At 73.7% G+C, this 19545-nt stretch carries 20 protein-coding genes; 8 read left to right on the plus strand and 12 right to left on the minus strand.

Translation table 11 applies throughout. From position 1 onward, the window contains the following. Positions 1-183: 183 nt before the first annotated feature. The 3 genes from ACZ4W5_RS27965 to ACZ4W5_RS27975 all read right to left on the minus strand — a co-directional run bounded on the left by ACZ4W5_RS27965 (position 184) and on the right by ACZ4W5_RS27975 (position 3622). Positions 184-2013, minus strand: a complete 1830-nt coding sequence (locus tag ACZ4W5_RS27965) for a glycosyl hydrolase family 18 protein (protein WP_465657649.1) — start codon at positions 2011-2013, stop codon at positions 184-186. Between the two features lie 307 nt (positions 2014-2320). Further along, positions 2321-2935: an FxLYD domain-containing protein gene (locus tag ACZ4W5_RS27970; RefSeq protein ID WP_465657651.1), complete on the minus strand. Its 615-nt coding sequence runs from the start codon at positions 2933-2935 to the stop codon at positions 2321-2323. Positions 2936-3061: 126 nt separating this feature from the next. Beyond that, the gene (locus ACZ4W5_RS27975) at positions 3062-3622 is read right to left on the minus strand and encodes a DoxX family protein (protein WP_360228329.1); all 561 of its coding nucleotides are present in this window, start codon (positions 3620-3622) and stop codon (positions 3062-3064) included. Positions 3623-3746: 124 nt separating this feature from the next. On the opposite strand from ACZ4W5_RS27975, the gene ACZ4W5_RS27980 reads away from it, so the two are divergent. Further along, positions 3747-4379, plus strand: coding sequence for a MarC family protein (locus tag ACZ4W5_RS27980; RefSeq protein WP_360228332.1), 633 nt, complete (start codon positions 3747-3749; stop codon positions 4377-4379). A gap of 71 nt (positions 4380-4450) precedes the next feature. Here ACZ4W5_RS27980 and ACZ4W5_RS27985 read toward each other — a convergent pair whose 3' ends face one another. Together ACZ4W5_RS27985 and ACZ4W5_RS27990 are read right to left on the minus strand one after the other, a co-directional pair. Further along, positions 4451-4990 (minus strand): NADPH-dependent FMN reductase, encoded by a 540-nt coding sequence (locus ACZ4W5_RS27985; protein ID WP_465657653.1) that lies wholly within the window; start codon positions 4988-4990, stop codon positions 4451-4453. Between the two features lie 116 nt (positions 4991-5106). Beyond that, positions 5107-5541 (minus strand): Lrp/AsnC family transcriptional regulator, encoded by a 435-nt coding sequence (locus ACZ4W5_RS27990; RefSeq protein ID WP_030288688.1) that lies wholly within the window; start codon positions 5539-5541, stop codon positions 5107-5109. 242 nt (positions 5542-5783) lie between these two features. Here ACZ4W5_RS27990 and ACZ4W5_RS27995 point away from each other — a divergent pair, with 242 nt between their 5' ends. Then, entirely contained in the window at positions 5784-6614 is an 831-nt protein-coding gene (locus ACZ4W5_RS27995; RefSeq protein ID WP_465657655.1) for a tryptophan 2,3-dioxygenase, read from the plus strand. 29 nt (positions 6615-6643) lie between these two features. Continuing rightward, the gene (kynU, locus tag ACZ4W5_RS28000; protein WP_465657657.1) at positions 6644-7870 is read left to right on the plus strand and encodes a kynureninase; all 1227 of its coding nucleotides are present in this window, start codon (positions 6644-6646) and stop codon (positions 7868-7870) included. Positions 7871-7891: 21 nt separating this feature from the next. Here kynU and ACZ4W5_RS28005 read toward each other — a convergent pair whose 3' ends face one another. Continuing rightward, positions 7892-8851 (minus strand): hypothetical protein, encoded by a 960-nt coding sequence (locus tag ACZ4W5_RS28005; RefSeq protein WP_465657658.1) that lies wholly within the window; start codon positions 8849-8851, stop codon positions 7892-7894. A gap of 76 nt (positions 8852-8927) precedes the next feature. On the opposite strand from ACZ4W5_RS28005, the gene ACZ4W5_RS28010 reads away from it, so the two are divergent. Continuing rightward, a complete protein-coding gene (locus tag ACZ4W5_RS28010; RefSeq protein ID WP_465657659.1) occupies positions 8928-9557 on the plus strand; it encodes a TetR/AcrR family transcriptional regulator in 630 nt (209 codons plus the stop codon). Positions 9558-9624: 67 nt separating this feature from the next. Here ACZ4W5_RS28010 and ACZ4W5_RS28015 read toward each other — a convergent pair whose 3' ends face one another. Then, a complete protein-coding gene (locus ACZ4W5_RS28015) occupies positions 9625-11106 on the minus strand; it encodes a choice-of-anchor A family protein (protein WP_465657661.1) in 1482 nt (493 codons plus the stop codon). 283 nt (positions 11107-11389) lie between these two features. Between ACZ4W5_RS28015 and ACZ4W5_RS28020 the strand changes: the two genes are divergently transcribed. The 3 genes from ACZ4W5_RS28020 to ACZ4W5_RS28030 all read left to right on the plus strand — a co-directional run bounded on the left by ACZ4W5_RS28020 (position 11390) and on the right by ACZ4W5_RS28030 (position 13656). After that, the gene (locus ACZ4W5_RS28020) at positions 11390-12094 is read left to right on the plus strand and encodes a 4'-phosphopantetheinyl transferase family protein (RefSeq protein WP_465657663.1); all 705 of its coding nucleotides are present in this window, start codon (positions 11390-11392) and stop codon (positions 12092-12094) included. Between the two features lie 172 nt (positions 12095-12266). Next, the gene (locus ACZ4W5_RS28025; protein ID WP_360228356.1) at positions 12267-12749 is read left to right on the plus strand and encodes a DUF2269 family protein; all 483 of its coding nucleotides are present in this window, start codon (positions 12267-12269) and stop codon (positions 12747-12749) included. Positions 12750-12828: 79 nt separating this feature from the next. Further along, positions 12829-13656, plus strand: a complete 828-nt coding sequence (locus ACZ4W5_RS28030; RefSeq protein WP_465657665.1) for a helix-turn-helix domain-containing protein — start codon at positions 12829-12831, stop codon at positions 13654-13656. Between the two features lie 59 nt (positions 13657-13715). Here the strand turns inward: ACZ4W5_RS28030 and ACZ4W5_RS28035 are convergent, their stop codons facing one another. After that, on the minus strand, positions 13716-14144 hold the full coding sequence (locus ACZ4W5_RS28035) for a hypothetical protein (protein WP_465657667.1): 429 nt from the start codon (positions 14142-14144) through the stop codon (positions 13716-13718). 135 nt (positions 14145-14279) lie between these two features. Then, a complete protein-coding gene (locus ACZ4W5_RS28040) occupies positions 14280-15272 on the minus strand; it encodes an Lrp/AsnC family transcriptional regulator (protein ID WP_465657669.1) in 993 nt (330 codons plus the stop codon). Positions 15273-15419: 147 nt separating this feature from the next. Here ACZ4W5_RS28040 and ACZ4W5_RS28045 point away from each other — a divergent pair, with 147 nt between their 5' ends. After that, the gene (locus ACZ4W5_RS28045) at positions 15420-16268 is read left to right on the plus strand and encodes an inositol monophosphatase family protein (protein WP_360228368.1); all 849 of its coding nucleotides are present in this window, start codon (positions 15420-15422) and stop codon (positions 16266-16268) included. A gap of 59 nt (positions 16269-16327) precedes the next feature. Here ACZ4W5_RS28045 and ACZ4W5_RS28050 read toward each other — a convergent pair whose 3' ends face one another. The 3 genes from ACZ4W5_RS28050 to ACZ4W5_RS28060 are packed head-to-tail and all read right to left on the minus strand — an operon-like array spanning position 16328 to position 19510. Further along, the gene (locus tag ACZ4W5_RS28050; protein ID WP_360228371.1) at positions 16328-17209 is read right to left on the minus strand and encodes an amidohydrolase family protein; all 882 of its coding nucleotides are present in this window, start codon (positions 17207-17209) and stop codon (positions 16328-16330) included. After that, positions 17206-18840, minus strand: coding sequence for an acyl-CoA dehydrogenase family protein (locus tag ACZ4W5_RS28055; protein ID WP_360228374.1), 1635 nt, complete (start codon positions 18838-18840; stop codon positions 17206-17208). The genes ACZ4W5_RS28050 and ACZ4W5_RS28055 overlap by 4 nt, the downstream gene beginning before the upstream one ends. Further along, positions 18824-19510: a TetR/AcrR family transcriptional regulator gene (locus ACZ4W5_RS28060; RefSeq protein WP_465657671.1), complete on the minus strand. Its 687-nt coding sequence runs from the start codon at positions 19508-19510 to the stop codon at positions 18824-18826. Before ACZ4W5_RS28060 ends, ACZ4W5_RS28055 begins: the two co-directional genes overlap by 17 nt. Positions 19511-19545: the final 35 nt, after the last annotated feature.

The following is a 19545-nucleotide window of genomic DNA, read 5'->3' on the forward strand; positions in this document are numbered from 1 at the left end:
TTTCAGAACCCGGGTTCGGGGTTCTGGCCAGAGAAAGCCTTCGTGGCCGGGGCCGAGGAACGAAGGGCCCCCCCCCCGGGGGTGCCCCCCCCCGCCCCCCCGGACTCCGTCGTTCGTTCAGGTGCCGCGGGGTCCGTCGGGCCTCGGGGCGGTCAGCAGGTCAGCGGTCAGCAGGTCAGCGGGTCAGCAGGGGCCGTTGTCGGTCCAGACGCCCCACTGGCCGCTCTGGGCCGGGTCCTCGCCCTTGGTCCACCACTTGTTGGTGTAGTAGTGGCCCTTCCAGGAGACCTTGGTGCCGCCGGCCGCGTAGGTGGCGTTCGGGTCCCAGCTCGGGGCGGCCGAGCAGGTGGCCGGCGTGGTCGGGGTGCCGGTCGGAGTCCCGGTGGGCGTGCCGGTCGGGGTGCCCGTCGGGGTCCCGGTGGGGGTCCCGGTCGGCGTGCCGGTCGGGGTCTGGGTCGGCGTCGGGCTGCCGGTCGGCGGGGCCGGGCAGCCGGCCGCGGAGCCGTTGGTGGCGTTCACCATCGTGTCGAACAGGGTGGTGTTGGTACCCAGGTCGTACAGCGAGAAGGCGAAGGAGCCGCCGAGCCCGTTGCAGTGCGCGTAGTCCAGCTTGGCCTGGATGGACTTGGCGTTCTCACCGCTCCAGAAGGTGTTGCCGTCGTAGAAGTAGGCGGCCTTGGCGTCGTCGTCCCAGAAGGTCTTGGACGGGTTGTCGACGAAGCCGGTCAGCTCCTTGTACATCTGGATGCCCGGGACGTTGCCGGACATCGCGGCGCCGGCGGCCGGGGCGGTGGCGGGCTGGAAGAGGCCGTTCCTGCCGTTGTTCTGGACGCCGGTCCAGCCGCGGTAGTAGAACGGCACACCCATGTTGATCTTGTTGGCCGGGAAGCCGCCGGGGATGCCGTACTGGGCGTCGCCGACCGTCCACGCCTTGATCGCGTTGTCGATCGAGTACTTGCCGTTGCCCGGCTTGGCCGGGGTCGACGGGTCGTTCGGGCCGGAGTACAGCGGGGCCTGGTGGTTGGTCGGGCCCTGGGGGTCCCAGCCGCCGTGCATGTCGTAGGTCATGACGTCGAGGAAGGTCAGGTACTGACCGATCTTGTCGGTCTCGACGTTCATGATCTTGTCCTGGCCGGCGCCGACCGCCGCCGACAGGGCGTAGGTCCTGTTGTCGGCCTTGCCCTGGGCGTCCAGCTGGTTGCGGAACTCCTGCAGCAGCAGGGTGAAGTTCTGCTTGTCGGCCGGGCTGGAGATGTTGCCGGTGTGGCCGCCGCCGCCCGGGTACTCCCAGTCGATGTCGATGCCGTCGAAGACGCCCTTGCCCGTGCCCGGACCGCCGTAGCCGGCGTCGGACGGGAGGTTGCCCTTGATGAACATGTCGATGCAGGACGAGACCAGGTGCTTGCGCGAGGCGTCCGTCGCGGCCGCCGACGAGAAGTACTTGGAGTAGGTCCAACCGCCGATCGACAGCAGGACCTTGAGGTTGGGGTTCTTCGCCTTGAGCTTCTTGAGCTGGTTGAAGTTGCCCGCGATCGGCTGGTTCCAGACGTCGCCGACGCCGTCCACCGAGATGTCCGCGCCGAAGCTCTTCTGGTAGTCGGCGAAGGCGTCGGCCGCGCCGTCACCGGCGTTGGGGTTGTTGTCGTTGGTGTCGGCGGCCTTGGTCGCCTCGAAACAGCCCAGGTCGGTCGGGGAGATGTTGGCGAAGTCGTAGATCATGTAGTCCAGCTTCCCGGCCACGCCGGTGTCCTGGATCGTCTTCGGGTAGTACGCGTTGGCGTACACCGACCACTGGTCGTAGTAGGCGACCTTGATGCCGCCGCTGGTGGCGGTCGCGCCGGTGGAGTTGGTGGTCGCGGCGTTGGCCGCGCCGCCGCCGGACAGCGCGAGGCCCGCGCCGAGCAGCAGGGAGGCGGTGGTGCCGGCCGCGACGGCGGCCAGGCTCTTCGGGCGGCGCCGGCGGGGCCCGTCCGGAGCCGGGGTCCCGGCCCTTTCAATGCGTGAGCGCAGCATGGGTGCATGACTCCTGGGTGTGGGGGTTCCGTCGCCCGGTGGGGTGCGTCCGGGGTGGGGCCGGACGACCGGGACATGACAGATCAGGGGTGGGAATCGAGCGGACAGGCCATGACGGACACCGGGATGTGCCGAACCGGCGCCCCCGGCACGAGGCCGGTGACGCCGGTTCAGGGGCTCCCTGCACCTGGGGAACAAAAATGGACTAGACCAACTCCCCCGTCAAGGGGTCCCGTTGGCCTTGAGACCCGCTTAAGGTTCCGCACCCGCCCCGCAACGGCGGCCCGCGGAACCGCGGCGGCGGCGCTCAGAACCGGACGGCGTTCGCCACCTCGGCCTTCACCGTGCCGCTGAGCTCCCGGTTGGCCTGCGCGGTGGCCTGGGCGCTCTGGCCCGCCGCCACGTCCTGGACGGTCACCGCGGTCGCGTCCAGCAGCTTGCCGCTCCCGTCGGTGAAGTTCACCTGGACCACGTACCGGTACGACTCCTGCCCGTGATTGGTGACGGTGAGCTGCGCCTGCGGCTTGCCGTCCGAACCGGTCGACACCGCGCCGACCGAGACGTCCCCCTTGGCGTCCAGCCCGCCCTTGATCCCGGCGACCGCCGAGGACGCCGCCGAGACCGCCGCCGAGGCCTCGGCCTGCGCCGAGCCGAGCAGCCCGCCCACCCCGCCGGCCGCCGAGGCCAGCGCCGACGCGGCGGAGGCGGCGGCGCTCGCCGCCTTCTGCACCTCCCCGGCCGCCGCGGAGGCCTCACCGCGCGCGCTCTTGCCGGAGGAGCAGCCGGCCAGCACCGCCGAACCCAGCACGGCCACCGCCAACACCCCTGCGGCCAGCCGATGGTGACGGTTCGTCGGTACGGTCGGGCGCTGTGCGGTGCGGCGCGGCCCGGAGGTGGCTCGGGTGAGCGGCTGGCGGTCCATGCGGGTCCTCGTTCCTTCCGGCGCCGGGCTGCCCGGCACACCTCCCGCCCACCCTCCGAGCCGCCCGCCGACCCCGCCAGCAGGGGTGGTGCCTCCGGGTGAGGGCCCGGCCCTCCGGAACGGGCCTCAGGACAGCCCGGAGCCCTCCTGCTCGTCCGCCTCCACCGCGGCCCGCTCCTCGCGCAGCCGCACCAGGTGCCGGCGGCGCGCCACCACCCCGTACGCGCCCGCCGCGCTCGCCAGGAAGGCCAGCGTGCCGACCCACGGCCGGTCGAAGACGTGCCCGGTCAGGTGGTCCAGCGAGTACCGCCCGGGGCCGGCCAGGCCGATCGCCAGGCCGGTCGCGCCGAGGAACGCCGGGTACTCGTAGCCGCCGGACATCGCGAAGAAGCCCGCCGGGGCGTGCACCGCCACGGCCCCCGCCATCGTCCCGGCCACCACCGCACCGGCCGCCGGGGTGGCCAGCCCGGCCACCAGCAGCGCCCCGCCGCCCGCCTCGCCGAGGCCCGCCGCGATGGCGCTCTCCCGGGCCGGGTGGAAGCCCATGTGGTCCATCGCCTGGGTGGTGCCCTCCAGGCCGCCGCCACCGAACCAGCCGAACAGCTTCTGGGTCCCGTGCGCGATCAGCACTCCGCCGACCGCGCTGCGCAGGGCCAGCAGGCCCAGGTCCCTACGGTTCAGGCACATGTCGCATCCTCGTTTCCGCCAGGGGAGTGGTCGTACGTACCTCCATGGCACCCGAGAGCGCCCGCCGGCTCGACCCGGGGCCGCCATCCGGGCGAATCCGACCGCGACAAGGAATGCTGGGCCCATGTTCGTCTTCAACCTGGGCAGCGCCTTCATCACCTTCTTCGCCGTGGTCGGCCCGCCGAAGACCCTGCTGACCTTCGCCAGGCTGGCCGGGGACCGCAGCACCCGGGAGCTCCGGCGGCTGGCCGCCTGGAGCACGGCCGTCTCGGCGCTGATCGGCCTGGTCCTCGGTTTCGGCGCGGACGAGGTGACCACGCTCTTCCACATCAGCGACCAGTCGCTGCAGCTCGCCGGCGGGGCGATCTTCTTCGTCTACGCCGTCGCGCTGGTCTTCGGCCTGCACCTCGGCGCGACCGGCGACGACGACGAGCACCTGGCCAACCCGCTCGCGGACGGCATCCGCGAACTGCTGCTGCCGTACATCGCCAGCCCGCTCGCGATCACCGCCGTCCTGGTCGCCTCCCTGAACCAGGACAACTGGGGCTGGAAGGCGGCCGTCGCCGGGGCGTACGTGGCCGTCGCGGTGCTCAACTACCTCTGCGTGGCCGTGCTCGCGCCGCTGATGAAGCGCACCCACAGCACCTCGCTGGAGGTGGCGTCCCGGCTGCTCGGGCTGCTGCTCGCAGCGGTCGGCGTCGAGCTCTTCCTGGAGGGCCTGGCCGGGCTCGGGGTGCCGCTGCCCGCCGGGCACTGAGCCGGAGCGCCCGGGCGGGGGGCGCGGGGCTGGGCACGGGCGGGGGGCGCGGCAGGGGCTCGGGCGGTCGCTCAGCCGGCCGCCAGGCGGGTCAGCACCTCGCCGATCCGCCCCCGCACCAGGGGATCGGCGACCAGCCCGTCCGGGCCGACCGCGCCGCGGTCCAGCGGGATCCGCACGCAGGCCTCCGCCAGCACGGCCGCGCCGGTGTAGCCCAGGACGGTGCCCAGGGTGGCCTCGGCGCCCAGGCCGCGGCCGGGCCCGGCGCAGTTGATCCAGGCCGCGGGCTTGTCCGAGATCTCGATCCCGCCGACCGTCCAGTCCAGCAGGTTCTTGAAGGAGCCCGGGAGCGTCCCGGCGTACTCGGGGGTGCAGACGAGCAGCGCGTCGGCCGCCTCGATCGCCGCCCGCAGCGCGGCCACCGGCTCCGGCAGCGGGTCGGTGTCGTGGTCCGGGTTGAAGTGCGGCAGCCCGGCCAGGCCCGGGTAGTACGTGGTCCGGACGCCCGGCAGATCGTCGGCCACGGCGGCGGCGGTGCGCAGCACGGCCTCGTTGGCGGAGCCGGCCCGCAGGCTCCCCGGCAGCAGCAGGATGTGGCGCTCGTTCGGCATGCCGAGGAACCTACTCCTTGACGTCCGCGTCAAGGCCAGCCGGAGGCCGATCGCCGGGGCGGGCAGGCTCGGGCGGGCGAAACCGGGCGGGCTCGGGCCGGCGGACCCGGGCGGGGTCAGCTCGGCAGCAGCGGCCGCCAGGGCACCGGGCTGGAGAGGATCATCGAGCTGGCCGGCGGCCCGTACCCGCCGAGCCGGTCGCAGAGCGCCTCGAACTCGGCCATGGTGGCGACCGCGACCAGCAGCACGCAGCAGGCCCCGCCGGTGACCCGGTGCAGCTGCAGCACCTCCGGCCAGGTCGCCACCTCGGGGTCGCGCAGCACACAGCGCGGGCCGTAGCACTGCACCTGGACCAGCGCGGTGATCGGCAGCCCGGCCCGGGTGGGGTCCACATGGGCGTGGTAGCCGCTGATCACGCCGTCCGCCTCCAGACGGCGGACCCGTTCGGCCACCGCGGGTGCGGACAGGCTCACCCGGCGGGAGAGTTCGTTGTACGAGAGTCTGGCGTCGGCCTGGAGTTCGGCCAGCAGTCGGCGGTCGACGGCGTCCATGGGGGCTCCCGAAGCGGTGGTGATCAGCGGGTGTGATCAGCGGGTGATCAGCGGTTTTTCATTCGTAAAGCAGATCGACCGAACGCCTCGCGAACGACAACCCGAAGCCCTGTTGCGGTGCTCGTCGGCCATTCAAGCGGGGGACCACGGCGCCGCACAATGGGCTCCCCGGTGGAACCAGGACATCCGTCCGCTCCACCGGACCCGGGCGACGCGGCCCGGACGGAGCAGGAGGGATCGGGATGGGGCACGACACGGTGGAGACACCCAACCTGTCGTTCGGTGCGGACGGCCGACCGGGTCGGGGCACCCCGTACGCGCAGTACGTGCGCCTGGAGGAGCTGCACAGCCTCCAGCACCCGCGCAGCAAGGAGCCGGCCGAGCTGTCCTTCATCGTCACCACCCAGGTGATGGAGCTGCTCTTCGACCTGCTGCGGCACGAGTGGACGATCGCCCGGCAGGCGCTGCGCGAGGACGACCCGACCGCCGCGCGGGCCGCGCTGCGCCGCGGCACCCACGTCCAGGACGTGCTGGTGGAGTCCTGGGACCTGCTGGCCACCATGACGCCGCAGGAGTTCAACTCCTTCCGCGCCCTGTTCGGCGAGGCCTCCGGCTTCCAGTCCTCGGCCTTCCTGCACCTGGAGTTCCTGCTCGGCAACAAGAACGCCGCGCTGCTGAACATGTACGAGGGGATGCCGGAGACCCAGGCCGAACTGGCCGAGGCGCTGCGCTCCCCCGGCCTGTACGACGAGGCGCTCGGCCTGCTGGCCCGCCGCGGCCTGGCGGTGCCCGCGGCCGCCTCGGAGCAGCGCTACCGGCCCTCCGAGGAGGTCGCCGCGGCCTGGCGCCGGGTCTACACCGAGCCGGAGTTCGCCGACCTCCAGCCGCTCGCCGAGGCGCTGCTGGACGTCGCCGAGCGGGTCACCCGCTGGCGCCAGCGGCACCTCAGCTCGGTCAAGCGGACCATGGGCGCCAAGCCCGGCTCGGGCGGTTCCAGCGGACTGACCTGGCTGCGCAAGGCAGCCGAGCAGGACGTGTTCCCGGAGCTGTGGACGATCCGGGACGAGCTGTGACCGAGCCGGTGGCGAAGGAGAGAACGGGCATGACCACGCGCGAGGACTGCGCGGCGCTGGACGCCGTCGACCCGCTGGCGGCGTTCCGCAAGGAGTTCGCCCTGCCGGACGGGGTGATCTACCTGGACGGCAACTCACTGGGCGCGCTGCCGGTGCGCACGCCCGAGCGGGTGGCCCGGGTGGTCGAGCAGGAGTGGGGCCGGGAGCTGATCCGCAGCTGGAACGACGCCGGCTGGTTCGAGCAGCCGTACCGGCTGGGGCGGCGGATCGCGCCGCTGATCGGCGCCGACCCGGCGGAAGTGGTCGTCTGCGACACCACCTCGGTGAACCTGTTCAAGGTGCTCGCGGCCGCGCTCCGGCTCCGCCCGGGGCGGCGCACGGTGCTCGGCGACGTCGAGGCCTTCCCGACCGACCTGTACATCGCCGAGGGCGTGACCGGCCTGGTCGAGGACGGGCGCAGCGTGCTGATCCGCCCCGAGGAGCTGGACCGGCACCTCGACGGCGAGGTCGCCGCGGTGGTGCTCTCGCACGTGGACTACCGCACCGGCGAGCTGCTGGACATGCCCGGGATCACCGCCCGGGTACAGGCCGCGGGCGCCCTGATGATCTGGGACGTCTGCCACTCGGTGGGCGCACTGCCGGTCGAACTCGGCGCCGCCAACGCCGACTTCGCGGTCGGCTGCACCTACAAGTACCTGAACTCCGGCCCCGGCTCGCCGGCCTTCCTGTACGTCGCCGAGCGGCACCTGGCGGCCGGTCCGCGACAGCCGCTGAGCGGCTGGTTCGGGCACGCCCGCCCGTTCGCCTTCGAGCCCGGGTACGACCCCAAGCCGGGCATCGGGCGCTTCCTGACCAGCTCGCCCTCCCTGCTCGGCCAGGCCTCGCTGGAGGTCTCCCTGGACATCTGGGAGCGGGCCGACCTGGCCGCCGTACGGGCCAAGAGCCTGGCGCTGACCGACCTGTTCGTCTCGCTGGTCGAGGGCCTGGACGGGATCGAGGTGGTCACCCCGCGCGAGCACGCCCGGCGGGGCAGCCAGGTCGCGCTGCGGCACCCGGACGGGTACCCGGTGGTCCAGGCGCTGATCGCGCGCGGGGTGATCGGGGACTTCCGCGCACCGGACCTGATGCGCTTCGGCTTCACCCCGCTGTACCTCTCGTACACCGAGGTGTGGGACGCGGCGCAGCAGCTGGCCGAGGTGCTGGCGAGCGGCGAGTGGCGGGAGGAACGGTTCTCCCGCCGGGGCGAGGTGACCTGACCGGAGGCAGGGGCCCTTCGCTCACTCGCTGGACCGACCGATCGTCAACTCCGCTATCAGTTTCCGGTAGACGTCGAAGGCCGGCTTGCGCGTCCAGTCGTCGCGGAGCAGTCCGAAGTGGTGGAACGGACCGGGGCCGGCGCTGTCGGCGTCCCGGAGGGAGAAGAACGAGTAGCTCCGGACGGCGAGTTCACCGGCCAGCCCGGCCACCGCCCGGACCACCTGCTCCACCACCTCGGCCTGCCGGGCCTCGCTCCGCCCCGGACCGGTGGGCCAGCCGTTCTCGCAGATACGCAGCGGGACGGCCGGCCCGATCCCGGCCCGGGGCAGCGCGTCGTTCCGGAAGCCGGTGAGCACCGCCCGCACCGCGTCCGCGATCCGGCCCTCCGGGACGGGGCGGAAGGCGTCCGGGAAGAAGTCCAGGCCGACGTAGTCCAGGGCGCGGTGGAAGCGCTCGTCGGCGAGCCGCCCCAGCTCCGGCCAGAAGGTGTCGGCGGGGTCGAACGAGGGCACCGCGTTGAAGCCGACCGCCAGGTGGTCGTAACCACAGGCCAGCGCCTCCTCCTTGGCCGCGACGACGCCCTCGACCAGCGCCCGGCGGACGTTCGGGATGCTGCCGTCGAGGACGGGCAGGTCGAGGTTGGGCTCCTCGCAGATCTGCAGGAGCGCGAGGCGGGGGCCTTCGGCCCGGACGGTCCGCCGGACGAAGTCCAGCCAGCCCGCCAACTCCCCGCTGAGCTCTCGGTACTGGAGCACGAGGTCGAGCTTCCGCCCGTCGGCGGCGTACTGCTCGGGCCGCTCAGGCGTGTGCGCGCCGTCCGGGTACAGGCGGTAGGCGCGCACGAGCAACTCTGCCGCCTCGCCCTGGAGTTCGCGCAGAGCAGCGGTGATCTCCGCAGGATCGTCGGGGCGGGCGGGCTGGATCATCCCGGTCTCGTCGCCGAGCAGTCCACCGGGGTAGATGCCGAAGGTGAAGGTCATGGCGACACCGTAGCGGATATTTTTGGTGTCACTGCAAGTTTTAAGTGACTCCATGATTTTGCGCTAGGATGCGGCCATGGGACTTCGCGAACTCAAGAAGCAGCAGACCCGGGAACTCCTGGCCGACACCGCCATGGGCCTGTTCGCCGAGCACGGCTTCGAGCGGGTCACCGTGGCCGAGGTGGCCCGGGCCGCCGGGGTCTCGCCCAACACGGTGTTCAACTACTTCCCGACCAAGGAGGACCTGTTCTTCGACCGGCAGGACGCGGTCGTCGGCCACCTCGCCGAAGTGGTCCGCCGACGGCCGGCCGGCAGCTCCGCCGTGGACGCCGTCCGGGCCGACCTGCTGGCGGGACTCGCCGACGGGGAGCCGACGATCGGGCTCACCCCCCGGATGGCCACGTTCTGGCGGATCATCGCGGACAGCCCGGCCCTGCGGGCCCGACTGCTGGAACTCGGCGAACGCTCCGAAGCGGCCCTGGCAGCCGCCCTGGCCGAGGAGTCGGGCGCCGGACCGGCGGACCCGCTCCCCCGGGTGGTGGCCGGCGCCGTCGCCGGGGCCCACCGGGCGGTGCTCGGCGAGATCCGGCGGGCGATGGTCGCCGGGGAGCCGGCCGAGGAGGTGCGGGAACGGGTCAGGACGGCGGTGGAACGGGCCTTCGACCTGCTCACCTCCGGACTCGCCGGGTACCGGTCGGGGCACTGACACGACTCGGGCCGCCCGGCCACGGAGGCGGGCGGCCCGAGGGGTACTGGCCGGGGTGCTAGGGGTGCTAGCTGTGGCGGCCGCGGCGGCGGGCGGCCAGCACGGCGAGGCCACCGAGGCCGAGCAGGCCGACACCGGCCAGGCCGAAGACCACCGGCGCGTCACCCGAACCGGTCGAGGGCAACTCGCCGTCGCCACCGGGGTGGTGGCCGGTCGGGTGGTGGCTGGTGGGGTGGTGGCTCGTCGGGTGGTGGCTGGTCGGGGCCGGGCCCGCGCTCGACGTGGACGCGCTGGCCGACGCCGAGGTGGTGCTCGCGCTCGGGGAGGTCGGGGACGGGGACGTCGGGCGCGGGGAGGTGGGGCTCGGGGACGTCGGTGACGGCGAGGTCGGAGACGGGGACGTTGGGGACGGGGAGGTCGGACTCGGTGAGGTCGGACTCGGTGAGGTCGGACTCGGTGAGGTCGGCGACGGGCTCGGCGTCACCCGGCAGTCCGGCAGATCCCCGTCGAACGGGTAGCTGTGAATCTCGTAGCCGCCCGTACCGGTGTGGATCAGGTTGCCCGCGAGGTACACCCGGCCGTTGATGCCCGGCTGGGCGAGGGTCGTGGTGCTGCCCGGGTTGCCGGCCATGACCGAGCCCTGGAACTGGGCGCTGCCGAGGATCTGCGGCGAGGTCGCGGTCGGGAAGTTGTACATCAGCTTGGAGCGCATGTCGGTGGTCTGGTCGCCCGCCAGGCCGGTGCCGGTGTAGGTGTTGATGATCGGGCTGTCCCCGAGCATGTTCACCACGACGGTGGCCCCGGCCGGGATGTTGTTGAAGACCAGGCCGATCTGGCCGCCGCTCGGCGAGGCCAGGTTCTGGCTGACGTTGAAGACCTGCTTCATGCTGACGCCGTCACCGGTGAAGGTGGCCTGGCTGGAGGAGACGTCGACGGTGCCGGTCGCGGTGGCCCGGCCGACGCAGTCGGAGACCTCCTCGATCTGGGTCAACACGTCCTGGTAGGGCGCGGCGGCGTTCGGGTCCTGGATCGACTTGCCGGTGGGGTCGATGCTGACGGTGCCGGTGACGCTGCCCGCGTGGCGCAGGTTGCCGAAGGCGGGCCCGTGGGAGTCGCTACCGCCGATCAGGATCGAGTTGCCGGTCCTGACGTCGACGTTGCCGCCACTGGTGACGAAGTCACTGCCGTTGGGCGGTACGACGCGCGAGCCGACGCCCACCACGCCCATATTGTAGACGCCGCCGCCGTTCTTGTCGACGGTCAGGTTCCCCAGCGTGACGATCTTGCCCTCGGCCTCGGCCGCACGGCCGTTGACGGTGTAGTCACCGCCGGTGAAGACGTTGATGGTGGCGTCCCGCCCGGTGAAGTCGCCGTTGTTCGCCGGCGGCCAGGTGGCGGGGCAGTCGGGGCCGGAGCAGGCACCCAGCGGCGGGGCGAGCGGGGCGGCCGAACCGACCGTCAGCACGGCGGCCATCGGCACGGCGGCGACGGCGGTCGCCACGGCGATCCGGACGGCCCGGCGACGGCCGGTGGCGGGTGTTCTTCTCACGGCGGTCGCTCGGTGACCCGGCGAACCGGTGGCCTGACCCATCGACAATTCCTCCGCGCAGAGAAAAGGGCAGGCCGGATGACCTGCCAGGTTCCGTCATATCTCCTGACGATCCCATAGATCAGAGACATTCAATCCTAAAACGGACTATTCACACCCTGCGGACGACCCATCGGTCGGCCCGGCCCGCCCGACGGGACCACGGCCGCTCCCCCCCGGGGTCCGGCTCTCCGCCCGGGGTCCGGCTCCCCGCCCGGCCACGGGGCGGACTAGGTTGGAGGGCATGACCACCGAGGCCCAGCAGGACGCGCCGCTCGTCGCCGTCGCGTCCGCCGACGCCGTACTGCGGCACCCCGAGGCGGGCGAGCACCTGCTCACCGAGATCGAGCGGGCGCGCGCCGCGCGCTTCCGGCAGGAGTCCGGGCGGGCCGACTTCGTCGCCGGGCACGTCCTGGTCCGGCTCTGCGCCGCCCGACTGCTCGGCGTACCGGTCGCCGGGCTGGTGCTCGCCCAGGAGTGCCCGGACTGCGGCCTCGCCGACCACGGCAAGCCCTACCTGCCCGACCACCCCGGGGTGGAGGTCACCCTGTCGCACACCCGGGGCGTGGTCGCGGCCGGTGCGGGCCGCCGCCCGGTCGGCGTGGACGTCGAGCTGGCCGGCCGGGGCGGCTCGCTGCGCGCCGTGGCCCGTCGGGTGCTCGCCCCGGCCGAGCTGGCCCTGGTCGAGGCGGCGCCGGAGCCGGACCGGGCGTTCCTGCGGCAGTGGGTGCGCAAGGAGTCGCTGATCAAGATCGGGCGGGTCACCCTGGACACCCTCGGGCAGGTCGACCTCTCCGCCCTGCCGCTGGAGGTCCCGCCCGGCGCCCCGCTGCGCAGCCGCTTCGAGGACCTCCACCTGCTCGACTGGACCGACCCCGGGCAGGGTGCCGCCGTCGCGGCCGTCAGCACCGCCCCGCCGCGGATCGTGGAGCTGGTCCCGGCGGGCTGAGCGGGGCACCGGGCCGGATACCCGGGCGCAGGGCCGGGCCGGCCGAGCGCGGGGCCGGGTACCCGAGCGCGGGGCCGGTGAATAAGCGGTGTTAGCGTGCCTGGTCGTGGGCACGCCGAGCGCGCACGCCCGCCGACCCCCAGCTGCCCACCGGATCAAAGGGTGCCCCGCCATGGCCAAGTTCCTGCTGAGCCTGCACGTCCTCGCGTCGGTCCTGTTCATAGGCCCGGTCGCGGTCGCCGTCAGCATGTTCCCGCGCCGGGCGAAGGCCGCCCTGGCCGGCGGCCCGGACCAGGCCTCGGACGCGGGCGTGCTGCGCGTCCTGCACCGGATCACCCAGGTCTACGCGCTGCTCGGCGTCGCGGTGCCGGTGCTGGGCATCGGCCTGGCCCAGGTGATGGACGTGCTCGGCCAGTCCTGGCTGATCGCCTCCATGGTGCTCACCGCGGTCGCCGCGCTCTCGCTGCTGCTCTTCGTGCTGCCCGGCCAGCAGGCCGCCGTGGACGCGCTCGGCCTCGACCCGGCGGACGAGCAGCGCACCAAGGCCGTCAGCGGCCTGCGGCTGCTGCCGATGACCGCCGGAGTGTTCAACCTGCTGTGGGCGGTGGTCGTGGTGCTGATGGTGATCCGCCCCGGCTCGACCACCGGCGCCTGACCCGCCGCTGTCCGAACCCGGCACCCGAACTCCCGGCCCCCTCCCGCGGACGGGGTCGGTTCGAGTACCGTCCTTGCCCATGACGATCATGGCGGGCATGGGCGGCCCGACAGGAACCGGCGTCGGACCGCTGCTGCGCGGCTGGCGGGAGCGGCGGCAGCTCAGCCAGCTCCAACTGGCACTTCGGGCGAACTCCTCGGCCCGGCACCTCAGTTTCGTCGAGAACGGCCGCGCCCGGCCGAGCCGGGAGCTGCTGCTGCGCCTGGCCGAGCAGCTGGACGTCCCGGTGCGCGAGCGCAACTCCCTCCTGCTGGCGGCCGGTTACGCCCCGCACTACCCCGAGACACCGCTCGACGCCCCGTCCATGGACGCGCTGCGCGGCGGCGTCGAACGGCTGCTCGCCGCCCACGACCCGTATCCGGCCGTGGTCATCGACGGCACCTTCCAGGTGCTGGCGGCCAACCGCTCGCTCGCCCTGCTGCTGGACGGCGTCGCCCCGGAGCTGCTCCGACCGCCGTTCAACGCCGTCCGGGTCGCCCTGCACCCGGACGGGCTGGCACCGCACATCGTCAACTTCCGGCAGTGGCGGCGGCACCTGCTCAGCCGGCTGGAGGAGCGGCTGGAGCCGGGGATCCACGCCGAGCCACTGCGGCGGCTGTACGAGGAGGTACTCGGCTACCCCGAACCGGAGGAGGACCCGGCCCCGGAGGCCGCCGACGAGGGGAACCCCTTCGCGCTGCCGCTGCGGGTCCGGCACGACGGTCGGGTGCTCTCCTTCCTGTCGACCGTCACCACCTTCAACACGCCACTGGACGTGACGGTCTCCAAACTGGCCCTGGAGACCTTCCTGCCGGCCGACCAGGAGACCGTGCAGCACCTGCAGTCCGTGGTCGGCCCGGACCGGTAGCCCACCACGGTAGCCCACCACGGCGGCCCGCGTCGGCAGCCCAGACCGGCAGCCCGGCCCTACCGCCGGGCGCCGCTGCGGCGCAGGGCCGCGAGCTGGAGCACCACGAACAGCGCCACGGCGGCGGCCTGCAAGGGGATCCAGACCGTGCCGGACACGGTCGGCGCGAACCGGGCGGCGAGCGCGACCAGACTGAGCAGCACCCACCCGGTGTTGATCCCCACCACCGCCAGCACCGCAGGCCGCGGCGGGCGGCGGGCGGCCAGCGCGCCGACCACCAGACCGTGGCAGGTCAGCAGCAGCCCGAGGACCAGGAGGGTGGGGAGGCCGACCCCGAACAGGCTGCCGAGCGGCCCGGCGAGGGCCAGATAGGCCAGGCCGTTCCCGGTGGTGACCACCGCGTCCAGGGCCAGGACCCCGCGGACCGTCCACGGGGAGAACGCCGCGGCGGACCGGACGGGGGTGACGAGGGGCGCGTTCGCGGGCATGCGGATCGTCTCCTGACCGGGGTGGTGTCCCGGTGGCGCCGACCGCCCGACCGGGTGCCTCCACCCTGCCGGGCCGGACCGTACACGTCGATTACCCCGCAGGTAAGGCCCCCGGCCAGGGTGCCCGGCGCGCGCTCACCGTCCGCGGGCCGGCCGGTCCAGCAGCACCCCGGCCCGCTTCACCGCGCGGGCGGTGATCGTGGTCTCGGCGCGGGTGACTCCCAGCGGGCCCAGGGTGTCGGTGAGGAAGCGGTAGAGGCCGCCGTGGTCCGGGCAGAACAGCGTGGCCAGCAGGTTGGTCGGGCCGCTGGTGGCGAAGACGCCGTGCACCTGCGGGTGGCGGGCCAGCTCGGCGCCGACCTCGGCGAGCCGGCCGGGCGGCACGTCCAGCCAGAGGTTGGCGTCCACGGCCATGCCGAGCAGCCGGGGGTCCACGGTGGCGTGGGTGCGCAGCAGGCCGAGCCCGTCCAGCCGGTGCAGCCGGCGCCGTACGGTCGACTCGGGCGCGCCGACCGCCCCGGCCAGCACCGCGTGGGACTGCCGGGCGTCCTGCCCGAGCCGGCCCAGCAGGGCGCGGTCGAGGTCGTCCAGCGGCGGGGGCACGGCGGGGCGCGGGGCGAGCGGCCGGGCGAGCGCGGCGGCCTCCCGGTCGGTCAGCCAGCCGGCCTGCCACTGCCCGGCGTCCGCGAAGGCGTGCAGGACGGCGTGGGTGGTGGTCTCGACGACGGCACCGGTCGCGGGCAGTTGCCCGTACAGCAGGCGGTCCCGGCCGTGGGCGTCGCTCAGCATCACGGCGCCGACCTCGTGGCCGCCGAGCATCACGTCGACGAAGGGCACGTCGGAGCGGTCGGCCAGCGCCCGGGCGAGGGCGTCCACCCGGCCGCGCAGCACCCGGACCCGCAGCAGCAGCGCGCCCACGGCGGCGTCCTCGACGTCGGGCAGCCGCACCACCCGGAGCACTCCGGCCTCGCGCATCCGGCCCAGCCGGCGGGTGACCGTCCGGGCGGAGACGCCCAGCACCTCGGCGATCCGGCCGGGCTCGGCCCGTCCGTCCACCTGGAGGGCGCAGACCAGGCGGCGGTCCAGGGTGTCCAGCACGGTGTCCGGATCCGTCGTGGTGAGGTCCATGGTGTCCGATCTCCGTCGTTCGAAGCCGCTTCTGCGTCCTGTTCGGCAGTCCTGACGGTACTCCTTGTCCTGCCCGGCCGGAACGCGCCGGTCGGGGCGGACCAGGGCGGACCGGGGCTGACCGGGGCGGAATCGAGGAGGCAGGACATGGACGGACGGGACATGGACGGACGGGACATGGACGGACAGGTCGCGGAGCTGTGGGCGCTGACGGAGGCCGTGGAGGCGGCGGTGCGCGAGGTCGGCGCGGGGCTGGCGGCGGCCCGGCCGGTCGAGCCGACCCCGGGGCGGACGGTCGAGGAGGCGATGGCGCGGTTCGCCGAGCTGGACGGTCCGGCCGCCGCCGAGCTGCGCGAGCGGCTCACCGCGCTGCGCCCGCAGGCCGGGTGGGTGCTGGAGGAACTGGACGGCTCGGTGCCCGCCGAGGGCGAGTGGTGGGTCTGCGACGCGACCGACGGCGCGGTGCAGTACCTGCTCGGGCAGCCGCACTGGGCGGTGACGGCCACGCTGGTGCGCGACGGCGCGGCGGTACTGGCCGTGGTGCACGCCCCGGAGCTGTTCGGCGCGGGCCGGACCTACCGGGCGGTGCTGGGCGGCGGGGCGCAGTTGGACGGGCGGCCGATCGCGCCGCTGGAGCGCGAGTTGGCGGCCACCGTCGCGGCCACCAGCCAGCCGCCGCTGGTGGCCGCCGACCCGGTGGCGCTGCGCCGGGCCGGCGAGTCGCTGTCCGCGATGGCGGGCGCGGTGCTCGCGGTGCGCAACCTGGGCCCGACCGCGCTCCAGGTGGCCCAGGTCGGCTCCGGGCACCTGGCGCTGTTCTGGCAGTACGGGCAGGACGCGGGCAACCTGCTGCCGGGCGCCCTGGTGGCGAGCGAGGCGGGCGCGACGGTGACGGACACCGCCGGGTCGGCCTGGACGGCCGGCTCGGACGGTTTCCTCACCGCCGCGCCCGGACTGCACGCGGACGCGGTGGAAGTGCTGCGGGCGGTCGGGTGAGGCCTCGGGTGTGGCCTCAGGTGGGGCTTCGGGTCGGGGTGGGCGCTCGGGCTCAGACCTCAGGTGAGACCGAACAGCGCGGCCGCGTTGTCGTGGCAGACCGCCCGCAGCCACTCCTCCCCCAGCCCCAGCCCGGCCAGCGCCTCCAGCTGGTGCACGTACCGGTACGGGATGTTGGGGAAGTCGCTGCCGAGCAGGACGCGCTCCCGGAGCCCGCGCAGGCGCGGCAGTTCGTCGCGCGGGAAGGGCGCGTCGGCCTCGGCGAAGTCGGTGAACGCGATGGTGGTGTCCACTCGGACGGCCGGGTGGCGCTCGGCCAGGTCGAGGAAGTCGCGGTACTCGGGCATGCCGAGGTGGGCGACCACCAGGACCAGGCCCGGGTGCCGGTCCAGCACCGCGCCGATCGGGCCGGGGCCGGTGAACTTGCCCGGCACCGGCCCGGATCCGCAGTGGGTGACCACCGGGGTGCCGGTGTCGGCGAGCAGCCCCCAGACCTCGTCCAGCCGGTCGTCCGTCGGGTCGTAACCGCCGACCTGGAGATGCGCCTTGAACACCCGGGCGCCGTCCTCGATCGCGCGGGCCACGTAGCCGGCCGCCCCCGGCTCGGGGAAGAAGGTCGCGGTGTGCAGGCACTCCGGGGTGCGGGCGGCGAACTCGGCGGCCCAGGCGTTCAACCAGCCGGCCATGCCCGGCTTGTGCGGGTACAGCATGGACGTGAACGCCCGGACGCCGAAGTCCCGCAGCCGCTGGACCCGCTGCTCCTCGGCCTCGCGGTAGGTGATCGGCCAGGGGCGGTTCACCAGTGGGCCGGCCGCGTCGAAGTACGCCCAGACCTTGTCGAGGACGTTCTTCGGCATGAAGTGGGTGTGCACGTCGATCAGCCCGGGCAGGCCCAGTTCCTGCCAGAACTCCCGTACGCCTGCGGCCTCCTGGTCGTTCACGCGGGCACCGGGCGGGCGCGGTCGATGATCGCGGCGGTGTCGACGCCGGACGGCAGGGTGCCGAAGGCGGCGCCGTGGTCGCCGCCGAGCCGGCTCGCACAGAAGGCGTCGGCCACCGCCGGGCTGCCGTACCGGACCAGCAGCGAGCCCTGGAGGGCCAGGGCCATCGACTCGACCAGCCGCCGGGTGCGGTACTCGAGGTCGGTCAGGTCGCTGAGCTGCTTGCGCAGTCCGGCGACGGCCGTGTCCAGCCGGCGGTCCGCCCCGGCCGCCGCGTCGAGCTCGCCCAGAAAGGCTTCGATCGTCTCCGGACGCTTGGCCATGGCGCGCAGGGCGTCCAGGGCGGCGACGTTGCCGGAGCCCTCCCAGATCGACACCAGCGGTGCCTCGCGGTAGAGCCGGGGCATCCCGGACTCCTCGACGTAGCCGTTGCCGCCCAGGCACTCCAGTGCCTCGGCGGAGTGCGCCGGGCCGCGCTTGCAGACCCAGTACTTGGCCACCGCCAGACCCAACCGCCGTACCAGCGCCTCGTTCCCGTCCCCGGCGAGGGTCAGGTCCGTCGCGTGGGCCAGCCGCATCGCGACGGCCGTGGCCGCCTCGGACTCCACCACCAGGTCGGCCAGCACGTTGCGCATCAGCGGCTGGTCGACCAGCGCCTTGCCGAACGCCCGCCGGTGCAGGGCGTGGTGGACCGCCCGGGTGGCGCCGTAACGCATCCCGGAGGCGGCGCCGACGGTGCAGTCCAGGCGGGTCATGTTGACCATCTCGATGATGGTCGGCACGCCCCGGCCCTCCGCGCCGACCAGCCAGCCGACCGCGCCGTCGTACTCCAGCTCGGCGGAGGCGTTGGACTTGTTGCCCAGCTTGTCCTTGAGCCGCATCAGGTGCAGCCGGTTGCGGCTGCCGTCCGGGAGGACGCGCGGCAGCACGAAGCAGCTGAGCCCGCCGGGGGCCTGGGCGAGGGTCAGGAAGAGGTCGGACATCGGGGCCGAGGTGAACCACTTGTGCCCGGTGAGCCGGTAGGTGCCGTCGGACTGCGGGACGGAGGTGGTGGTGTTGGTGCGGACGTCCGAGCCGCCCTGCTTCTCCGTCATCGACATGCCGGCGATCAGCCCGCGCTTGGTGTGCGGCTCGCGCAGGCCGTAGTCGTACTCGGTGGCGGCCAGCAGCGGCTCCAACTCGGCGGCCAGGACGGGGTTCTGGCGCAGAGCCGGGACGGCGGCGTAGGTCATCGAGATCGGGCAGGTGTGACCGGCCTCGACCTGGCCCCAGACGAAGAACTTGGCGGCGCGGGCGGAGTGGGCGCCGGGCCGGTCGTCCCGCCAGGGCGCGGCGTGCAGGCCGTAGGACACGGCGGTGCGCATCAGCTCGTGCCAGTAGGGGTGGAACTCGACCTCGTCGATCCGGTGGCCGAAGCGGTCGTGGGTGCGCAGCACGGGCGGGTTCTCGTTGGCCAGCCGGCCCCAGTCGGCGGCCTGCTCGGAGCCCGCCAGGCGGCCGAGTTCGCGCAGTTCGGGCTCGGCCCAGCCGGCGCCGGCCCGGTGCAGGGCGGCGAGCAGGGTCGGATCGGCGGCGGTGTCGTGTCCGTACGGCAGGGGCACCTGGTTGGTGACCTCATGCGTCGCTGTCATCGCGTCCTCCCAGGGCACGCAGGGTGAAGGAGACCAGGGCGGGGACCACCTCGGTGGTGGCCCGCTGGGGGTTGGAGGGCTGAGGGTCGGAAGAACGGGGCTCGGAGGGCCGGGGGTCGGACGGCCGGGGGTTGGAGGGCTCGGCTGCGAGTGGGCCGGCCAGGGCCTCGCCGACCGCGCCGACCAGGGCGGCGGCGGTCAGCACCGGGTCCTGCTCGGGGAGTTCACCGGCCGCCACGCCAGCGGCGATCTCGGTGGCGATCACGTCCCGGAACGCCCGCCGGAACACCAGCCGCTCGGCGTCCACCACCGCGTCGGCGGGCTCGACCAGCAGCGCGTAGGCCAGCCGGGGGGCCCGCAGGGCGCGGGCGGCGAAGGTCTCGACCACGGCGGCGATCCGCTGCCGCGGGGTGTCCCGGAGCGCGACGGCGGCGTTCACCGCGGCCATCTCGCGGGTGACCACCCGGCGGAACAGCTGCACGGACAGCTCGGCCTTGTTGGCGAAGTGCTGGTAGAGGCTGCCGGTGGCGATCCCGGCGCGGTCCGCCACGGCGGCCATGGTGCAGCCGCCGTAGCCGCGCTCGGCGAGCAGGCCGACCGCCGACTGCAGCACTGCCTCGCGCTGGGCGTCCAGACGGGCTTGGACGGCGGGGGTGCGTCGGTAGGCCATGGAAGCATTGAAGCACCGATTCACTGCTTCGGGGA

It is taken from the genome of Kitasatospora sp. NPDC029367, from assembly GCF_055569135.1.